The sequence below is a fragment of the Methylobacterium oryzisoli genome, from assembly GCF_046557895.1.
In the GTDB taxonomy this organism is placed as follows: Bacteria; Pseudomonadota; Alphaproteobacteria; order Rhizobiales; family Beijerinckiaceae; genus Methylobacterium; species Methylobacterium oryzisoli.
In genome coordinates, this window is record NZ_JBKIBX010000048.1 from 1 (window position 1) to 15,475 (window position 15,475).

At 66.7% G+C, this 15,475-nt stretch carries 14 protein-coding genes; 8 read left to right on the forward strand and 6 right to left on the reverse strand.

Annotation, left to right across the window (positions count from 1 at the left end):
* Positions 1–94: 94 nt before the first annotated feature.
* The gene (locus ACKUB9_RS29105; protein ID WP_407529510.1) at positions 95–1,000 is read right to left on the reverse strand and encodes a ketopantoate reductase family protein; all 906 of its coding nucleotides are present in this window, start codon (positions 998–1,000) and stop codon (positions 95–97) included.
* A 747-nt stretch (positions 1,001–1,747) separates the two neighbouring features.
* Here ACKUB9_RS29105 and ACKUB9_RS29110 point away from each other — a divergent pair.
* Together ACKUB9_RS29110 and ACKUB9_RS29115 are read left to right on the forward strand one after the other, a co-directional pair.
* Positions 1,748–2,212, forward strand: a complete 465-nt coding sequence (locus ACKUB9_RS29110) for an Rrf2 family transcriptional regulator (protein WP_407529509.1) — start codon at positions 1,748–1,750, stop codon at positions 2,210–2,212.
* Positions 2,202–2,906 carry a class I SAM-dependent methyltransferase gene (locus ACKUB9_RS29115; protein WP_407529508.1) on the forward strand — a complete coding sequence of 235 codons (705 nt, stop codon included), beginning with the start codon at positions 2,202–2,204 and terminating at the stop codon, positions 2,904–2,906. The genes ACKUB9_RS29110 and ACKUB9_RS29115 overlap by 11 nt, the downstream gene beginning before the upstream one ends.
* Before the next feature lie 52 nt (positions 2,907–2,958).
* Here the strand turns inward: ACKUB9_RS29115 and ACKUB9_RS29120 are convergent, their stop codons facing one another.
* Positions 2,959–3,519, reverse strand: a complete 561-nt coding sequence (locus ACKUB9_RS29120; RefSeq protein WP_407529507.1) for a TetR/AcrR family transcriptional regulator — start codon at positions 3,517–3,519, stop codon at positions 2,959–2,961.
* A 107-nt stretch (positions 3,520–3,626) separates the two neighbouring features.
* On the opposite strand from ACKUB9_RS29120, the gene ACKUB9_RS29125 reads away from it, so the two are divergent.
* Positions 3,627–5,042 carry an amidase gene (locus ACKUB9_RS29125; protein ID WP_407529506.1) on the forward strand — a complete coding sequence of 472 codons (1,416 nt, stop codon included), beginning with the start codon at positions 3,627–3,629 and terminating at the stop codon, positions 5,040–5,042.
* A 288-nt stretch (positions 5,043–5,330) separates the two neighbouring features.
* Positions 5,331–6,419: an alpha/beta hydrolase family protein gene (locus ACKUB9_RS29130; protein ID WP_407529505.1), complete on the forward strand. Its 1,089-nt coding sequence runs from the start codon at positions 5,331–5,333 to the stop codon at positions 6,417–6,419.
* A 552-nt stretch (positions 6,420–6,971) separates the two neighbouring features.
* Here ACKUB9_RS29130 and ACKUB9_RS29135 read toward each other — a convergent pair.
* Entirely contained in the window at positions 6,972–7,244 is a 273-nt protein-coding gene (locus ACKUB9_RS29135) for a hypothetical protein (RefSeq protein WP_407529503.1), read from the reverse strand.
* Positions 7,245–8,724: 1,480 nt separating this feature from the next.
* On the opposite strand from ACKUB9_RS29135, the gene ACKUB9_RS29140 reads away from it, so the two are divergent.
* The gene (locus tag ACKUB9_RS29140) at positions 8,725–9,333 is read left to right on the forward strand and encodes a hypothetical protein (protein ID WP_407529502.1); all 609 of its coding nucleotides are present in this window, start codon (positions 8,725–8,727) and stop codon (positions 9,331–9,333) included.
* Between the two features lie 7 nt (positions 9,334–9,340).
* Here ACKUB9_RS29140 and ACKUB9_RS29145 read toward each other — a convergent pair whose 3' ends face one another.
* Complete coding sequence (locus ACKUB9_RS29145; protein WP_407529501.1) at positions 9,341–9,616, reverse strand: adenylosuccinate synthase; 276 nt, start codon at positions 9,614–9,616, stop codon at positions 9,341–9,343.
* A gap of 248 nt (positions 9,617–9,864) precedes the next feature.
* Here ACKUB9_RS29145 and ACKUB9_RS29150 point away from each other — a divergent pair, with 248 nt between their 5' ends.
* Positions 9,865–10,323 carry a LexA family protein gene (locus ACKUB9_RS29150; protein ID WP_407529500.1) on the forward strand — a complete coding sequence of 153 codons (459 nt, stop codon included), beginning with the start codon at positions 9,865–9,867 and terminating at the stop codon, positions 10,321–10,323.
* A complete protein-coding gene (locus tag ACKUB9_RS29155; protein ID WP_407529499.1) occupies positions 10,320–11,621 on the forward strand; it encodes a Y-family DNA polymerase in 1,302 nt (433 codons plus the stop codon). The genes ACKUB9_RS29150 and ACKUB9_RS29155 overlap by 4 nt, the downstream gene beginning before the upstream one ends.
* A 16-nt stretch (positions 11,622–11,637) precedes the next feature.
* Here the strand turns inward: ACKUB9_RS29155 and ACKUB9_RS29160 are convergent, their stop codons facing one another.
* Positions 11,638–11,823, reverse strand: a complete 186-nt coding sequence (locus ACKUB9_RS29160; RefSeq protein ID WP_407529498.1) for a hypothetical protein — start codon at positions 11,821–11,823, stop codon at positions 11,638–11,640.
* Positions 11,824–12,142: 319 nt separating this feature from the next.
* On the opposite strand from ACKUB9_RS29160, the gene ACKUB9_RS29165 reads away from it, so the two are divergent.
* Positions 12,143–12,790, forward strand: a complete 648-nt coding sequence (locus ACKUB9_RS29165; protein ID WP_407529497.1) for an SOS response-associated peptidase — start codon at positions 12,143–12,145, stop codon at positions 12,788–12,790.
* 115 nt (positions 12,791–12,905) lie between these two features.
* On the opposite strand, the gene ACKUB9_RS29170 is transcribed toward ACKUB9_RS29165, so the two are convergent.
* Positions 12,906–14,951: a M10 family metallopeptidase C-terminal domain-containing protein gene (locus tag ACKUB9_RS29170; protein ID WP_407529496.1), complete on the reverse strand. Its 2,046-nt coding sequence runs from the start codon at positions 14,949–14,951 to the stop codon at positions 12,906–12,908.
* Positions 14,952–15,475: the final 524 nt, after the last annotated feature.

The following is a 15,475-nucleotide window of genomic DNA, read 5'->3' on the forward strand; positions in this document are numbered from 1 at the left end:
CGTCACGATGCCAGCGGCGCCGCCCCGGCGGCACCGAACGGCCACGCCTTGCCCGAAGGACCCGCCATGTCTGACGCCATCACCATGGCAGCTCTCATCCTCTCCGATCTCCCCGCTTGGTCTCAAGCAGCTTGACGGTCACTTGCAGCGCCCGGTTCGCCGGCACCTCGACGCCAAGCTCCTCGCCGCGCCGCACGACGTAGCCATTGAGATGATCGATCTCCGAGGGACGTCCGCGTACGAGATCCTGGGCAGTCGAGGAGAGCTGAGCGGGCATCGTCCGCGCGATGGCCAGGACGGCGTCCAGGTCGGCTGAGGGCAGCTGAAGCCCCATGGCCCGTCCGACGGCCTCGCACTCGCGGATGACATCCTTCATCACGGCCAGGACGCCCGGGCTCTCGACGAGTCGGCCGTAGGGCTGTTCCCCGAGGGCGGAGAGGGCGTTGAGGGCGCAGTTGCCCGTGAGCTTGGACCACAGCGCTTCCCGAACCTGCCCCGATACCTTCACGGGTATGCCGGCCTGCCGCAGCACGTCCGCAATGGCCTCGCTCGTCGGCGCCGCGCCCAGCACGACATCACCACGACCGTGGTGAAGCACCTCGGCTGGGCCCGGGACCTCCACCGCGACGTAGACGGCGGCCGGAACGACGGGCCTCCCAAGTGCCGCGCCCAGGCGATCGGCGTTGTCGAAGCCATTCTGGAAACTGATGACGGTGGCGGTCGTTCGAAGGTGCGGCTTGAGCTGCGCGCCCGCCGCGGCGGTGGCCGCGGATTTGACGCAGCACAGCACCACATCCGCGTCGGCCAGCGCCACGCAGTCCGTGTGCGCGTTGATCGGCACAGCCTCGTCGATGTCGCCGCTTCGGAAGCGCAAGCCGTGGCCAGCTGCGCGATCGACGAAGCTCTCCCGGCCGATGAAGACCGTGGGGTATCCGGCCTTGACCAGCTTGGCGCCAAAGTAGGAGCCGACGGCACCGGCACCCATGATCCCGAATTTCATCATCAACTCCGCTTGGCCTGAACCGCATCGGTTGAGATCGACTGCGGGCGTCCGACCAGATCGAGGGCACGCCGAGCCCGCGCATCGGACCGGTCACGAACAGCGCCAGAACCGTCGCCGTGCCGCGCACCGGCACGAGGCAGCCCCTGCGCGGTGATGCCTGTGCAGGGTGATCTGTCGACGGCACTCATCCCCACCAGGACCGCTTGGACTTCCTGGAGGATGACTTAGCGGCCACGCGCTGAAGTTGCACCGCTTCGACGCCGGATCTTCGGTGGCCGTGCGCTTTCGTGGAGCCTATGGGCCAAATCCGACGCTTAGAGCATTTTCCGACGAAGTGGATGCCGGTTCGTCGCAGAAAATGCGGCAAAATCAAAGACCTAGAGCAGGCTTCACGTTTCAACCTGATCGAAGCCTGCTCTAGTACCTGCCACAAGGGGCCAAGTGCGACCGCATCCGGACCTTCCGTTTGCGTCCGACCTGCCAGCGGCTCTGACCCCTTTCAGGCCTCGCGGCTGGCCGGTTGAAATCTCCGCTCCGAACGAAGAAGCGGACCTCACCAGGGCGGGCACGACAGCAGCAGGTTTGGGCACAGCGGCGACCGGGTCGCGCCCGGCCGCGTCGCTGACGCGCGACCACGGCCCAGGATTGATCCTCAGGGATGAACCAGAGCGACGGGCGGGAAACGTGGCGCCGTTGACAGGAGCCGATTGACAGCGCGCCGCTTCATGCAACATCATAAGTTTCATGAGACGGAATGGCAGGTTGTCGGGCGTGCTGCACGTCCTCCTCCACATGGCCGAAGCCGACGGACCCGTCACGTCCGAACGGCTGGCCATGATGATGGGGACCAACCCGGTCGTGGTGCGCCGGACGATGGCGGGGCTGCGCGACCTGGGGCTCGTTGCATCCGAGAAGGGGCATGGCGGCGGATGGACCATCGCCTGCGACCTCGACCGGGTGACCCTGCACGACGTCTACGTCGCCCTGGGCTCGCCGGAGGTCTTCGCGATGGGGCACCGGAGCGAGGAGCCGACGTGCCTTGTCGAGCAGGCCGTCAACGCCGCGCTCGCGGGCGCCTTCCGGGACGCCGAGGCCCTGCTGCTCTCGCGGCTTGGCGACGTCACGCTGGGCCGTCTCAGCGCCGACTTCCACGCGCGATTGGCAAAGCGCGAACCATGCGGCCGGGAGGCCCCGCCAGATGATGCATAGCGCCCGGCCGGAACCGATGGATTTCCTGGCGGCCTTCTCCGACCCGGAAGCCGCCGCTCGGTACCCCGATGGCCCGCGACGCTTCGTGCCGGGCTTCGATGCGCTCCACCGGATGGCTGGCATCCTCCTCGCCGAGCACGCCCCGCCCGACGCGCGCGTCCTGGTGCTCGGTGCCGGAGGCGGGCTGGAGCTGCGCGCGTTGGCGGAGGCGCACCCGGGATGGACGTTCGTCGGCGTCGACCCGGCGAGGGAGATGCTCCGCCAGGCCGAGCGCCTGCTCGGACCGCTGATGGACCGGGTGACCCTCGTCGAGGGCTACATCGACGATGCGCCCAGCGGCCCCTTCGACGCGGCGACCTGCCTGCTCACCCTGCACTTCCTCGACCCGGCGGCGCGCGAGGACACCGTCCGCGCCATCCACCGCCGCCTCAAGCCGGACGCGCCGTTCGTGGCGGCCCATGCGAGCTTCCCGCAGGACGTCAGCCGTTCGCGATGGCTCGCGCGGTACGAGGCTTTCGCGGTGGCCTCGGGCGCCGACCGCGACCAGGCGGCGAGGGCCCGGGTCGCCGTGGAGGCCCACCTGCACACCCTCGCACCCGAGGCGGACGCCGTCGTGCTGCGAGCGGGCGGCTTCCGGGCTGTCGAGCTCTTCTTCGCCGCCTTCACGTGGCGCGGCTGGATCGGACGGGCGTGACCGAGACGAGCGCGGTTGCGGTCGGCTGTCCCAGCCGAACGCGCCGCGGGGTTCACGCCGGAAGGAGGCCCGAGGCGCGGTAGCTCTCGATCAAGCCGTCGAACTGCGAGACGTCCGAGCGGCTCCTCGCGTACAATTGGGCGCCGGACACCGCCGCGAAGATGGCCCGTGCCCGCGCCTCGCTGTCCTTGGGCTCCACCCCCGCCATGACCAGCACCTTGGCAAGCCAGGCGATGTTGACGTCGGCGAAGCCCTGGGCCTCACGCTGCACGATCTCCGGCAGGTCGGCGTACTCGGCCGACATGAAGCTGCAGAGGCAGAGCCTGTTCCCATCCTCAAGCGACCGGCGAAAGGTGCCGGGGTAGAGCTGCAGGCAGCGGAGCGGATCCGAGGTCTCGGCCAGCATCGCGTCGAGCTCGGCCTCCGTATCCTCCCAGTAGCGCCTCGCCACGGCGGCTCCGAGGTCCGCCTTGCTGGCGAAGTGGTGGTAGATGCTCGCGGCCTTGATGCCGACCTCGGCGGCGAGGTCGCGGTAGCTCAGCCCGCCGTAGCCGTGCGCCTGCGCAGTCTTCCTGGCCGCGGCCAGAATCGTCTCCTTCGCGTTCGAACCCACCTCCGCCTCCGCCCGGCAAGAACTGCCTAACGATCGTTAGTTAGGGGTTGACGGCCTGGAAATCCAGGCCTAGCGCTTACCTGCCTAACGACAGGTAGGGAAAATCGATGACCCAGGACATCCTCTTCTCGGACGCCACCGGCCTCGCCGCGCTGATCCGGACCAAGCAGCTCTCGCCCGTCGAGGTCGTGCAGGCACATCTCGACCGCATCGAAGCCGTCGATTCCAAGATAAACGCCATCGTCACGGTCGCGGAGGGCGCGCTGACCGCCGCGAAACAAGCCGAGGCGGCGGTCATGGCGGGCGAGGAGCTCGGCCCCCTGCACGGCGTGCCCTTCACCGCGAAGGATTCCATCGACACTGCGGGCGTGCTCACCCAGCGCGGCTCGCCCATCTTCAAGGGCCGCATGCCCGACGCCGACGCCACCAGCTTGGCCCGGTTGAAGAAGGCAGGCGGCATCCTGCTCGCCAAGACCAACCTTCCCGAGTTCTCCTACTGGATCGAGAGCGACAACCTGCTTTCAGGCCGCTCGAACAACCCCTGGGATCTCGACCGGACGCCTGGCGGTTCGAGCGGCGGCGAGTCGGCCGCCATCGCGGCGGGGATGTCGCCGCTCGGCCTGGGCACCGACCTTGCCATCTCGGTGCGCGGCCCGGCGGCCCAGACCGGCATCGTCTCGCTGAAAGCCACCCACGGGCGCGTCCCGATGACCGGCATCTGGCCGCGCGCGCCCCGCCGCTTCTGGCACGTCGGCCCGATGGCGCGCAGCATCCGCGACCTCGCGCTCGCCTACACGCAACTCGCCGGCCCCGACGGCGAGGACGCCTTCGCGACGAGCACCGTCCGGTTCGACGCGGGCGTCGGTGCCGCGCCGGGCCGCAAGCTCCGCGTCGGCTGGATGGTCGGGCCGGGCTTCGGGCCCATCGACGGCGAGGTCGCGGCGACCGTGAGGGCGGCGGCCGAGGCCCTCAAGGGCGAGGGCCACCACATGGAGGAGGTACGCATCCCGGCGCTGGAGCGCGACTTCGCCCTGGACGTGTTCAACAAGCTCCACGTCATGGAGATGAAGCCGGCTTTCCGGGAGGCGACGGCCGGACGCGGCGAGAACGAGATCTACAAGATGGCCAGGACCATGCTGTCGCTGCCCGACACCTCGATGGAGGACTACGTCGCGGCCGAGCAGGCGGCGGAACGGCTGCGGGACGGCTACGCGACCTACTTCCGGGACTTCGACGTCCTCCTGACCCCCGTGCTGCCCGTCCCCGCGCACAAGCACGGCATCCGGCAACTCGTCGTCAACGGCCAGACCGTCGACCTGACCTACCTCCAGGGCGCGACCGTGCCCCTGAACGTGACCGGCCTGCCCGGGCTTTCGATGCGCTTCGGCACCAGCCGCGAGGGCTTGCCGATCAACGTGCAGCTGGTGGGTCGCTGGCAGGCGGAGACCACGATCCTGCACGCGGCCTCGGTGCTGGAAGGCGTGAGCCCGGTCCGCGGCCTGCACCCGGCCCTCCGAGACTGATTCCGCTTGATCTAAGCGGAGACGGGATCAGCCAGCCCGCGCGGCGGAGCCGGAGATCGCGCGACCATGCCATCGGCATGTCGTCGCCCATGAAGCGGGCTTCGCGTTCGATGGCGCGTCGCGTTCGCGTTCGATGGTTGCTGTGACCGCCATCTCCCAGTGCGGCTCAGAGATCCTCAGGATCAGGGATAGCGGATGGCTGTCGCCATTGGTTGAGTGACTTCAGGGGCCATGGGCGCCCCTTGCAGCCGAGAGCACGCTTGAGGATGCAATGGTCAGCTGATCTGCGTGTCCTACCTTCCTTCCAAGAAGCTCAACGATACCGATGGCTCTTGGGAGGACGACTTCATGCGCTTGGCATTGCTCGCCGCCGCGTTCTGCGCTCTCGCAGCCCCCGCTCTCGCTCAAACCTCACGGCCTGAGCCCGGCCCGCTCACCATCGCCAGACAGGGCAGCTTCTTCATCGGCGGCCGGGAGGTGAAATCCGATACCTTGTCGAACCTGCCGAACTTCGACGCGGCCGGTACGATCACGGTCGACCAGATGTACGTCCGCTATCAGGTGCCCTCCGGCCAAGCCGGGGTGCCAATCACTCTGATCCACGGCTGCTGTCTCACCGGCAAGACCTGGGAGACGACGCCCGACGGCCGGATGGGCTGGGACGAGTACTTCCTGCGTCAGGGTCACCCGGTCTACGTGATCGACCAGGTCTGGCGTGGGCGCTCCGCCACAGATCCCTCGGCCATCAACGCGGTCCGCACGGGCAAGAAGCCAGTCGACCAGCTGCCGACCGTGTTCTCCGCAGGGCACGAGGGCGCCTGGGCCATCTTCCGCTTCGGCCACCAATACCCGCAAGTGCTGCCTGGAATGCGCTTTCCCCTGGCAGCACAGGCCGAGTTCTGGAAGCAGATGGTCGCCGACAGTGCGTACAATCTCCCAACACCCAACCCGACGGTCCCCGCGCTATCTGAACTCGCGCAGAAGATCGGCGGGACGGTGTTGATGAGCCACTCGCAGTCAGGCATCTACCCGTTCCAGACTGCGGCGCTCAGCACGCAGGGCGTGGCGGGGATCATCTCGATCGAGCCGGCGGCCTGCCCTGATCTAACGGCTGATCTCGGCCCCTACAAGGCCGTGCCGATCCTTGTGCTGTTTGGCGATTACGTCGATGAGTTTCCGAGGTGGGCACCGCGCCTGAAGAGCTGTCGCGCCTTCGCGGCTGCCGTCTCTGCTGCCGGTGGCAAGGCTGAGGTCCTCGCGTTGCCGGAGATTGGCATCAAGGGGAATTCGCACATGCTCATGCAGGACGACAACAGCCTGGACATCGCGGACATTCTCCTGCGTTGGATCGGCAAGAATGTCGCGGCAACTCGCTAGCAAGGAACGGTCTGAACTCGAGTGCTTGCCCGATGCAACTGGCCTCGAGTTCATCCCCAGGTATGCCGGAGGTGCCATCTTCCATTTCCGGATGCAGCCTGACGGCCCTCGGGACTCACACTGATGCAGGGAAGCGGCAGCAATCCGCGCAGATCTCGCTTCTCACGTTGAAGCGCAAGATCCGTGGTGCGCGTTGTAGCTTTTGCGCGACAGACCTCCTCGCTGTTTCGACCTATGGTTGCGAAGCAGCAAGGTTGCAGGAGGTCTTCGGGATGAGACGCCTGTTTCGTAGCCGAGGCATCACTCGGCGCGTGCCGCGGTCACCGCGAGCGGAACCGCCTCCGCCGCTGATACGCGCCCTGCTGATGGCGATCGGCGCCACAGGGGTTACCCTCTACGGTGGTCCGATCCTGCTGCCCTGGATCGTGGGTCCGACCACTGCTGTGGCTTGGCTCAACCTGTTGAGATAGGCAAGGGCTTCACGGTCGAGCCCAGCACGGCCTGCAGCGCTCCAATAGGACCTCCGAGGGCGCGGGCAGTCGGCTGCGTCCGCTACTGAAGCAGCGGCCGATCTTGTAGGAGCGCCATCAGCAGCGCCGTCGTGACGGCTCGCCGCCTATCATCCGGACTGACATCCGGCTCCGACATGAACCGACTGGCGGTCGGGTACGCGTCTACGGCCGCCGCCAGATCGATGGTGATGGCACCTAGGCTGTGCGTCCGGGTCGTGGGATCGGCGAGGTAGACCTCGACAGCCTCGGCCAGCGCCTCCACGTCGATCGGTGGCGCAACGATGTCGTTGGGTCGATCCTTCTCGCTGCTCACGGCGGCGCGGCTCTCATCATCGTGGCACCGCTACCAACGCGCTCTCGCCCGCAGGTGCCGTGCCTTCTCGCGCATCGTCACCCGCCGGCAGAGGGCAACGAGCCCGATCACACCGACGAGAACGGCAGCGAGTATGAGGATGACGAAGGCGGAAGTGGTCACGCGGCGGTCAACTGGCCAACGTTGAACGAACTGATCGGGCCAAGCGGATCAGCTCCGCTGCAGTCAGGCACCGATCGTGCGGCTCCGCCGTCTCGGGCGATTTGCCCGCTCTGGATCTCGGATCGCATCCGGCTTCGGACGCTGGGATGATTGCGCGCCAGTAAGGCCAGATGCTCACGGATCGAGATGCCTTGACCGTTTCCGCCATGGTCACTCCTGCATAGCAGCTCCCGGGATGCCTGAGCGGCACCGTACCAAGCTTAGCGGTATCGGCAGCAACCATTGTTAGGTCCGTCACAGCGACCAAGCTCTGTGCGCGAGCGTGTCGCGCGGGATCGCCGGGGCGGAGCCAAAGAGGGCGGCAGCCCTGCATTCTGTGAACGAGGGGCTTGGGCCGAGTTGCCGCCGACACCGGCCGGCTGGCCGCAAGCCGGATCGGCAGGGGCAGCAGATGATCGTTGTGCGGCTCCGCCAGATCCAGCCGACAGCGGTGCATGCCCCTCCGAACGGGCGCTTGCGCTACGGGGCAACCGTCCGATGCTCCGCCCGAGCGGGATCAGGCGCCAGGGGCGGGCGGCAGCACGACAGGAGGGAGCCCATCATCAGGAGTGGCAGGGACCTGAACGGTGCTGATCATCTCGCCAGCGAGCAGGCCTCCACCGAAGCGAGCCCAATCCTCCGGTGTCCGCTTCGCCACGTTGCGCGTTGAGGGAATGCTTGAGGCCCGCCGAAGCGGCTTCCGGTTCTGGGTCTGCCAGATCGATGAGAGCCGGATGGCTCCTGCTATCGCTGCCTTCATGCCTGCTCCTCTGCAGATCAGGGTGAGAGGTGGCCCAGGATTGTCGAGCGCAAATTCGTAAAAGTATAGATGGAGCTAGGTCGGCCTCACATACGGTCCGATATGCAACGCAATACAGTCGCAAGTTCATTGGCTTGGGTGCGGGTCAAGCCCGATCTGAGGGCGCTACCGTCGCGATAGATCGTGAAAGTGCCATCTTGTGTGGCTCGGATTGTGATGGAGATCATGCAATTCCTTACAAGGCGTCGTCCGACCGTCGCCCGGTAAGCTTAACCATTCGTTAACGACGCGCAACCCGCTGGGGTGTGGATCGCGCGCAAGGCTGCCGAGGGCCAGGATCGCAGCCGGGTCTGCGCCATCTCGGGGTGGCGAGCGCGACTTCGCGGATGCGATGTGGCGAGGGTTAGAGATTGCGCACGGGCGGCACGCACTCCGCGGGCTGTGTCCGGGTTGGCAGGACGCCGCCATCGCGTTTCAGGCGTTGGTAGCCGGGTGAGCTCTGATGTGGAGGGCTGAACGATGCGAGCTTCCGCTATTGCCACGCTGCTGATGATGAGCGTCCTGACCTCTGTGGCAGCCGCCCAGAGCGAGACCCCGCCGGCCAATCCGGCTAGTGCGGGCAAGCCCGCCAACCTCTGTCAGGAACTCGCCGCCTTCGTGCACCAGCCCCAGGAAGCCAAGAAGTCCGACAGCCAGCCGGCGCAACTCGCTGCCGCCGTGCAGGCTCCCAAGAACGCGGATCAGCCAGCCAAACCATCAGACGCCGCCGGTCAGCCGCAGCAAGCCTCTGGCATCAGCGGTCAGGTGTCATCCTCAGGACCTGGAGCATCAGGCCCTCAGGGCGCCACACAGAACACCGCAGCGCCCTCAGGAGCGACGGTGAACGTCGCACCGGCTCAGCAGCCTGGGCAGGCTCAGCCGGCGCCACAGGCTCAGGCCGCTCCGCCTGCGGGCAAGCCGTCGCCCGACATGATCACGAAGGCCGAGGACGCCATCGGCAGCAACGACCTGAGCCGCTGCCGGAGTGCCGCGCAGCAGATGCGGCGAGCCGGTGTCGTGATGCCGGCCCCGTTGCTCGCGCTTTCAGCCATGAACCCGAAGCTGCTTGAGGCCGCTCAACGTCCCTGAGCCGTACTCAAGCGACCCCGATCTCGAACTCCATCCCTCGTCCCGGTCCCTGATCGGAGTAGCTGACCAAGGCGTAGCCTCGCTCAGCTAGGGCGGCCTCCAGGCTGTCGCGCTGCTTGCGGAACAACTGGCCGATCGCGAGAGGCGTCAGGCGCGGATTGCCCCTCCTGAGCTGCTCAACCCCGATGTTGAGCGGTGCACTCTCTCGGTCCGCGATGCGGATGATGGCCGAGGCCAGCTCAGCAGCCTTCGTCTCCATGGCCGACTTTGCCTTGAACGCCATTCTGATCTCCCTCGCTGGATTGAAGCGCGCTCAGCTGTCCTGAAGGTTTTCGGCGAAGTCATCGGGCTACCTCGCCGAACTGGCCGAGGATGGCGATGCCCTCCAGTTCGCTTGTTTCGTCGTCCGCATCCCCATCACGCTCTCCTCGGCCTGCCGTCCCCGCTCCGCACAGCCCGCCAGCGTGGCCTTGACCGGGAACTCCCGGGGTGTTTGTTCTCTTTCCGTTCTAGCAGAACGGAGGGCAGCGGGTGAGTGTCTACCGGGTCGGCGAGGCGGCGGCGGATCGTAGCGGGCTGGTGCGCATCCCCTTCATGCGTACCAGCCTCTGCGCCGGCTTTCCCTCCCCGGCCGAGGACTTCATCGAGGGCGCCCTCGAACTCCCCCGCTGGCTCGCCCCCAACCCTGCCGCCACCTTCATCTGGCGCGTGCGCGGCTGGTGCATGAAGGGCGCCGGCATCCACGACCAGGACCTCGCCGTCGTCGACCGCTCGCTCCAGCCGAGCGCCGGCGCGGTGGTGGTGGCCGTCGTCAACGGCGAGATGAGCCTCAAGCGCCTCGTCATGCAGGGCAACCGGCTGGCGCTGACCTTCGACAATCCGGAGATGGAGGAGCTCTTCGCGCTTGACGAGCTGGAGGAGGGCCTGCTCTGGGGCGTGCTGCTGTTCTCGGTGCGCTGGCACCACGTCCGCCCGAGCAGCGTGCGATGAGCCGCGCCCTCGCGCTCGTCGATGGCAACAGCTTCTACTGCTCCTGCGAGCGCGTCTTCGATCCGCGTCTGACCGGCGTGCCGGTGATCGTGCTGTCGAACAACGACGGCTGCGCCATCGCCCGCACGGCCGAGGCCAAGGCGCTCGGGATCAGGATGGGCGTGCCCTACTTCCTGATCCGAAACCTGTGCCGGCGCGCGAAGGTGCGGGTGTTCAGCAGCAACTACGCCCTCTACGGCGACATGTCGGCGCGCACCAACGCGGTCTACCGGACCTTCGCGCCGGACGTGGAGGTCTACTCGATCGACGAGAGCTTCCTCGACCTCTCGGACGTGCGCGAGCGCGACCGCGTGGCCCTCGCCCGCGATCTGCGCGCGACCGTGCGGCGCTGGACCGGCATCCCGACCTGCGTCGGGATCGGGCCGACGAAGACGCTGGCCAAGCTCGCCAACCACATCGCCAAGAGCGTGCCGGAGCTGGGCGGCGTGTGCGACCTCTCCGACGAGGCGGAGCGTGCGCTGTGGCTGGTCGGGATCCCGGTCGGCGAGGTCTGGGGTGTGGGTCGCGCCTCGCTCGCCAAGCTGCAGGCGCTGGGCGTCGACACGGTGGCGGACCTGCGCGACCTCGACCCCCGCCCGGCCCGCAAGGCGCTCACGGTGGTGGGCGAGCGCATCATCCACGAGCTGCGCGGGCGGGCCTGCCTGGCCCTGGAGCTGGTGCCGGCCCGCCGCAAGGGCTGCGCGGTGACGCGCTCGTTCTCCAGCCGGATCACCGAGCGGGCGGTGCTGGAGCAGGCGGTGGCGGCGCACGCGGCGCGGCTGGGCGAGAAGCTGCGGCGGGACGGGCTGGCGACCGATCAGGTGACGGTCTTCTACCACACCAGCGAGCACGACCGGGGCGACCCGATGCGCTCGGTCTCGACGGTGGTGCACCTGCCGGAAGCCACGAACGACAGCCTCGCCCTCATCCGGGCGGTGCGGCTCGGGGTGGCGCGCACGTGGCGCGAGCCGGCCGGTGTGCCGTGGCGCTACAGCAAGGCCGGGGTGATCACCACCGACCTCGTGCCGCTGACGGACAGCCCGCGGGCGCTGTTCGGGGCGCTGGATCGCGAGCGGGGCGGCGCGCTGATGGCGGCCATGGACGCCTGCAATGCGCGCTTCGGGCGCGGCAGCGTGGTGCCGGCTCGGGCCGGCTTGGTGGCGAAGCGGACGTGGTCGACGAAGTTCAAGATGCGCACGCCGCGCTACACGACGCGGATCGGGGAGGTGCCGTGCGTGTCTGCGCAGCGTCCTGGCTGATAGGGCGCTCAGTTTGCTATTTGAGGTGAAATGCGATCTTGAACTCGTCGATCGTATATCGTTTGCCCGATGGATCTTTGATGGCGACATCCTTGAAGCTCTGCTTCGCCAAGAAGGAAGCTCGATCCAAGGCTTCGCCAACAGTCTCGCAAGGATTCGCGATGCCGCCAACTGGAGCTGCTGCTGTCACGAGGAAGAACATCGGCACCTCCTTGACGCCGGTCTTGCTTAAACAGCATCGTGCGCGGTCACGCACGATGCAAAGGCGCTTTCGGGTTAGCTAGCCCGCTCCGCCCTCGCCAGCCGGATCGCCGTCCGGACCGCAGCGCGCCGATGGCGGCGATGGACGCCTGCAATGCGCGCTTCGGCGCGGCAGCGTGGTGCCGGCCCGGGCGGGCCTCGTGGCGAAGCGGACGTGGTCGACGACGTTCGAGACGCGCACGCCGCGCCTCGCCGAGTTGCCCATGGTCAAGGCCACACTGGGTTGCCCGCCCTTAACGACCCAGCCGTAGGATCGGCCCATGTGCAATCTCTACAGCCTCACCCGCTCGCAGGACGAGATCCGCCGCATCTTCGCGGTGAAGCGCGACGACACCGGCAACCTGCCGCCGCTGCCCGGCATCTTCCCCGACCAGCTGGCGCCCGTGGTGCGCGCGGCCGAGAGCGGGCGCGAGCTGACGATGATGCGCTGGGGCTTCCCGCCTCCTCCGAAGGTCGGCACGCAGCCGGTCACGAACGTGCGCAACGTCGCCTCACCCTACTGGCGCCCCTGGCTCAAGCCGGCCTTTCGCTGCCTCGTGCCGGTGTCCTCGTTCAGCGAGTACGCGGACACCAAGCCGAGGAAGACGCCGGTCTGGTTCGCGCTCTCGGAGGAGCGCCCCCTGCTCGCCTTCGCGGGCATCTGGCGACCCTGGACCGGCCTGCGCGGCCCCAAGCGCGACGACCCGGTCGAGGAGGAGCACCGGCTCTATGCCTTCCTCACGACGGAGGCGAACGGGATCGTCGGCCCGGTGCACCCGAAGGCGATGCCGGTGCTGCTCACCACCGAGGAGGAGTGGCGCATCTGGCTTGAGGCGCCGGTCGAGGAGGCGCTGAAGCTGCAGCGGCCGTTGGCGGATGCCGAGATGATGGTGGTGGCCCGCGGCGAGCGGCGAGACGGCGCTGGGTGAGCAATCCGATCATCCCACCCTCTCCGGCAGGATAGCCGTTCGGATCGCGTTGCGACGCGCTGCCTCGCTCATCCCCTCATCCGCCAGCGTGTCGGCAGCCCATCGGTTGGCCAGCTTAGACACTGATGCTCGGGTCGAATGTGCCGTCGCCGAAGGCTGAGCGACCTTCGAGAGCTCCATACTGCAGGTAGTGCAGCATAGGATCGATGTCCGCTGCAGCTACGTCGCCATAGGTAGCGAGGTAGGACGAGGTGTCGAGGCCGGCAGATGGATCTCGGTTCTCTCGCCAACCATACTGATGATAGTGCTGAAGCGGGTCCATGTCGGCGGCGGCTACATCGCCGTAAGCGGCCAGATAGCCCCGCACGTCGAACACTGCGTTGGGATTGCGCCCCTCTCTCCAACCATACTGCTCGTAGTGCTGGTAAGCAAAGTCGAGCGGGTTCTCGCCCGAGATCAATGCGGCGGCTGCCACATCGGAATTGGCCAGCAGGTAGTACTCAGCATCGAACCCGGAGCGGGCTTCAAGGTCGGCTGCGTTGCCCATGGCCGCGTAGGCTTGGCGACCGTCATCTCGTCCATACTGCAAGTAATGTTCGAGCGGGTCCACTCCAGCAGCAGCCACATCGGGATTGTTCTTGAGATATAGCTCGTTGTCGAAGTTGGCTGACGGATCCCGGCCCTCTCTCCAGCCGTACTGATCGTAATGATCAAGCGGGTTGATCCCGGCGGCGCGCACGTCCGCATTGGCGGCCAGATAACCCGTTGTCGAGAAGAAGGCGTTCGGGTCGCGGCCTTCGCGCCAGCCATCCTGGGCGTAGTGCGCGTCAGCATCGGCCCCGGCCGTGAACACATCCTTGTTGGTGATGGTGTAGAACAAGTCATCGATGAGAGGGATGCCGTCGTCGGCGTCGATCTGGCCGTCCGCGAAGGCGTAGTGCTCGAAGCCGGACAGCAGAGCCGTGGTGTCTGGCATGCTCACCATGGTCAGGCCGTTCACGAGGTCGATCCATGCGTCCGTCAGCCTGAAGCCGAACACCGCCGTGTCGTCGCCCGCACCCCCGTAGAGGGCATTGACGCCCATTCCGCCGTCGAGCGTGTCGTCGCCGAGCCCCCCATCCAGCGTATCGTTGCCGCCGCCCCCGCTGAGATGGTTGGCAACCTGGTTTCCAGTGATCGTGTCATTGCCCGAGCCGCCGGTCGCATTCTCGATCAGAGAGTCGAGACTTCCATTGTTCAGAAGAGCATTGAAGACATTGGCCCGGGCATACGTGCCGCCCAGATCGGCAAGCTGAGCGTTGGACATCCGGCTGCCTGATCCGGCGCCGAGATCGATCGACTGATCCGTGTCGTAGTTCGAAAAATCGTAGGTGTCCCGGCCGCCACCATCCCAGATCGTCCGGAACACCCGGTTGCCGGCGACCTCGCCCTGGCCGATGCCATTGATCGACATCTCACCAGTCGCAGCGTTGAAGGAATAAACTGAATCGCCTGAGTTGGTCGTGTAATCGGCCCCGTACAGATACTGAAGGGCCGCGATATCGAGCATCATCAGCGATTGGGCGTAGCCTGCATACTCGTTGGTGTAGCCGTTGAGAGGCGCGCCGACATACGAGCGATAGGTCATCACCGAGAACTCCATCGAGTCCATCGGTGCGGAGATCGCGCCGAACGTGCCGGTGTCCTGTCCATGCTTGAGCCCGAGCGTGTGCCCGATCTCGTGCAGGTAGGTGTGGTAGGCGTAGGTGCCCGGCACGGGCGTGCTGGCCTTCACGTTGCCGAAGAAGGCGTCTCCCGAGGGGCTGCCGGAGCCAGGCAACCACGCATAGGAAGTCGACGGTGCCGTCGAATTCGCCATCCGGACATCGGCGTGAGTGGTGGAGGTCTCATCGATCTCCGTGAAGGCGAGACCCGAGACGGCCGCAACCTCCGCCATGACGGCGCGGCCGGCCGCCTGCTGGGCAGCCGTCAGCGCGCTCATGCCAGTCGCGGCGCTCTGATCGCCGTACTCCGGGCCGTAATCGGAGTAGGCATCCGGAAACGAGAATGTGAGGCTGGTCGCCGCCCATTTTCTCGCCGACAGGATCCCATTGATGTCCACGCTCGTAGACGGCGTCACCGCTGCGAACGAACCTCCGCCTGCCGCGGGGGCGTCGGACAAGGCACTGGCCCGCGCTATTCTCGTTGTCGGGCCTGCGGCGTGAGAGCCAATGGGATGATCGTGACCGCGCGCAGTAAACATCGGCAGACACCCAGAGATCGCGCGCCGCGGAGCCTGCGACTACGCCGACAATGAATGGAACACAAATTGCTGCGCAAGTGGCATCAGCGCCGCACTAAAATTACCTTAGCCAGATATTGCCCGGCGCGCCGCAGCTCTGCCTTAAGATATGTTAACACACGTATCTCAGTATTAGCGAATACAGACGCGCGCACAAAACAAATGTTTATTCATCGATAACGCGCAAGGGTGAGCCCCGGCGTTCGATGCTACGCCCTCCGTGATCATTTGTGGGCCGGGAGCTCGGGTCTGATGGTTGGAAGACTGTGGCGGTCAGGTCGCTCACAGGCGTAACGTCAGAAAAACCATCGTTCTTCCTACACAGTCAGGCCGGCGCGGCTCGGGGCGCCGATCTCCAGATGCCCGCGGTTCCCGAGCAAGAAGCTTGGACCACCGATCGCGGC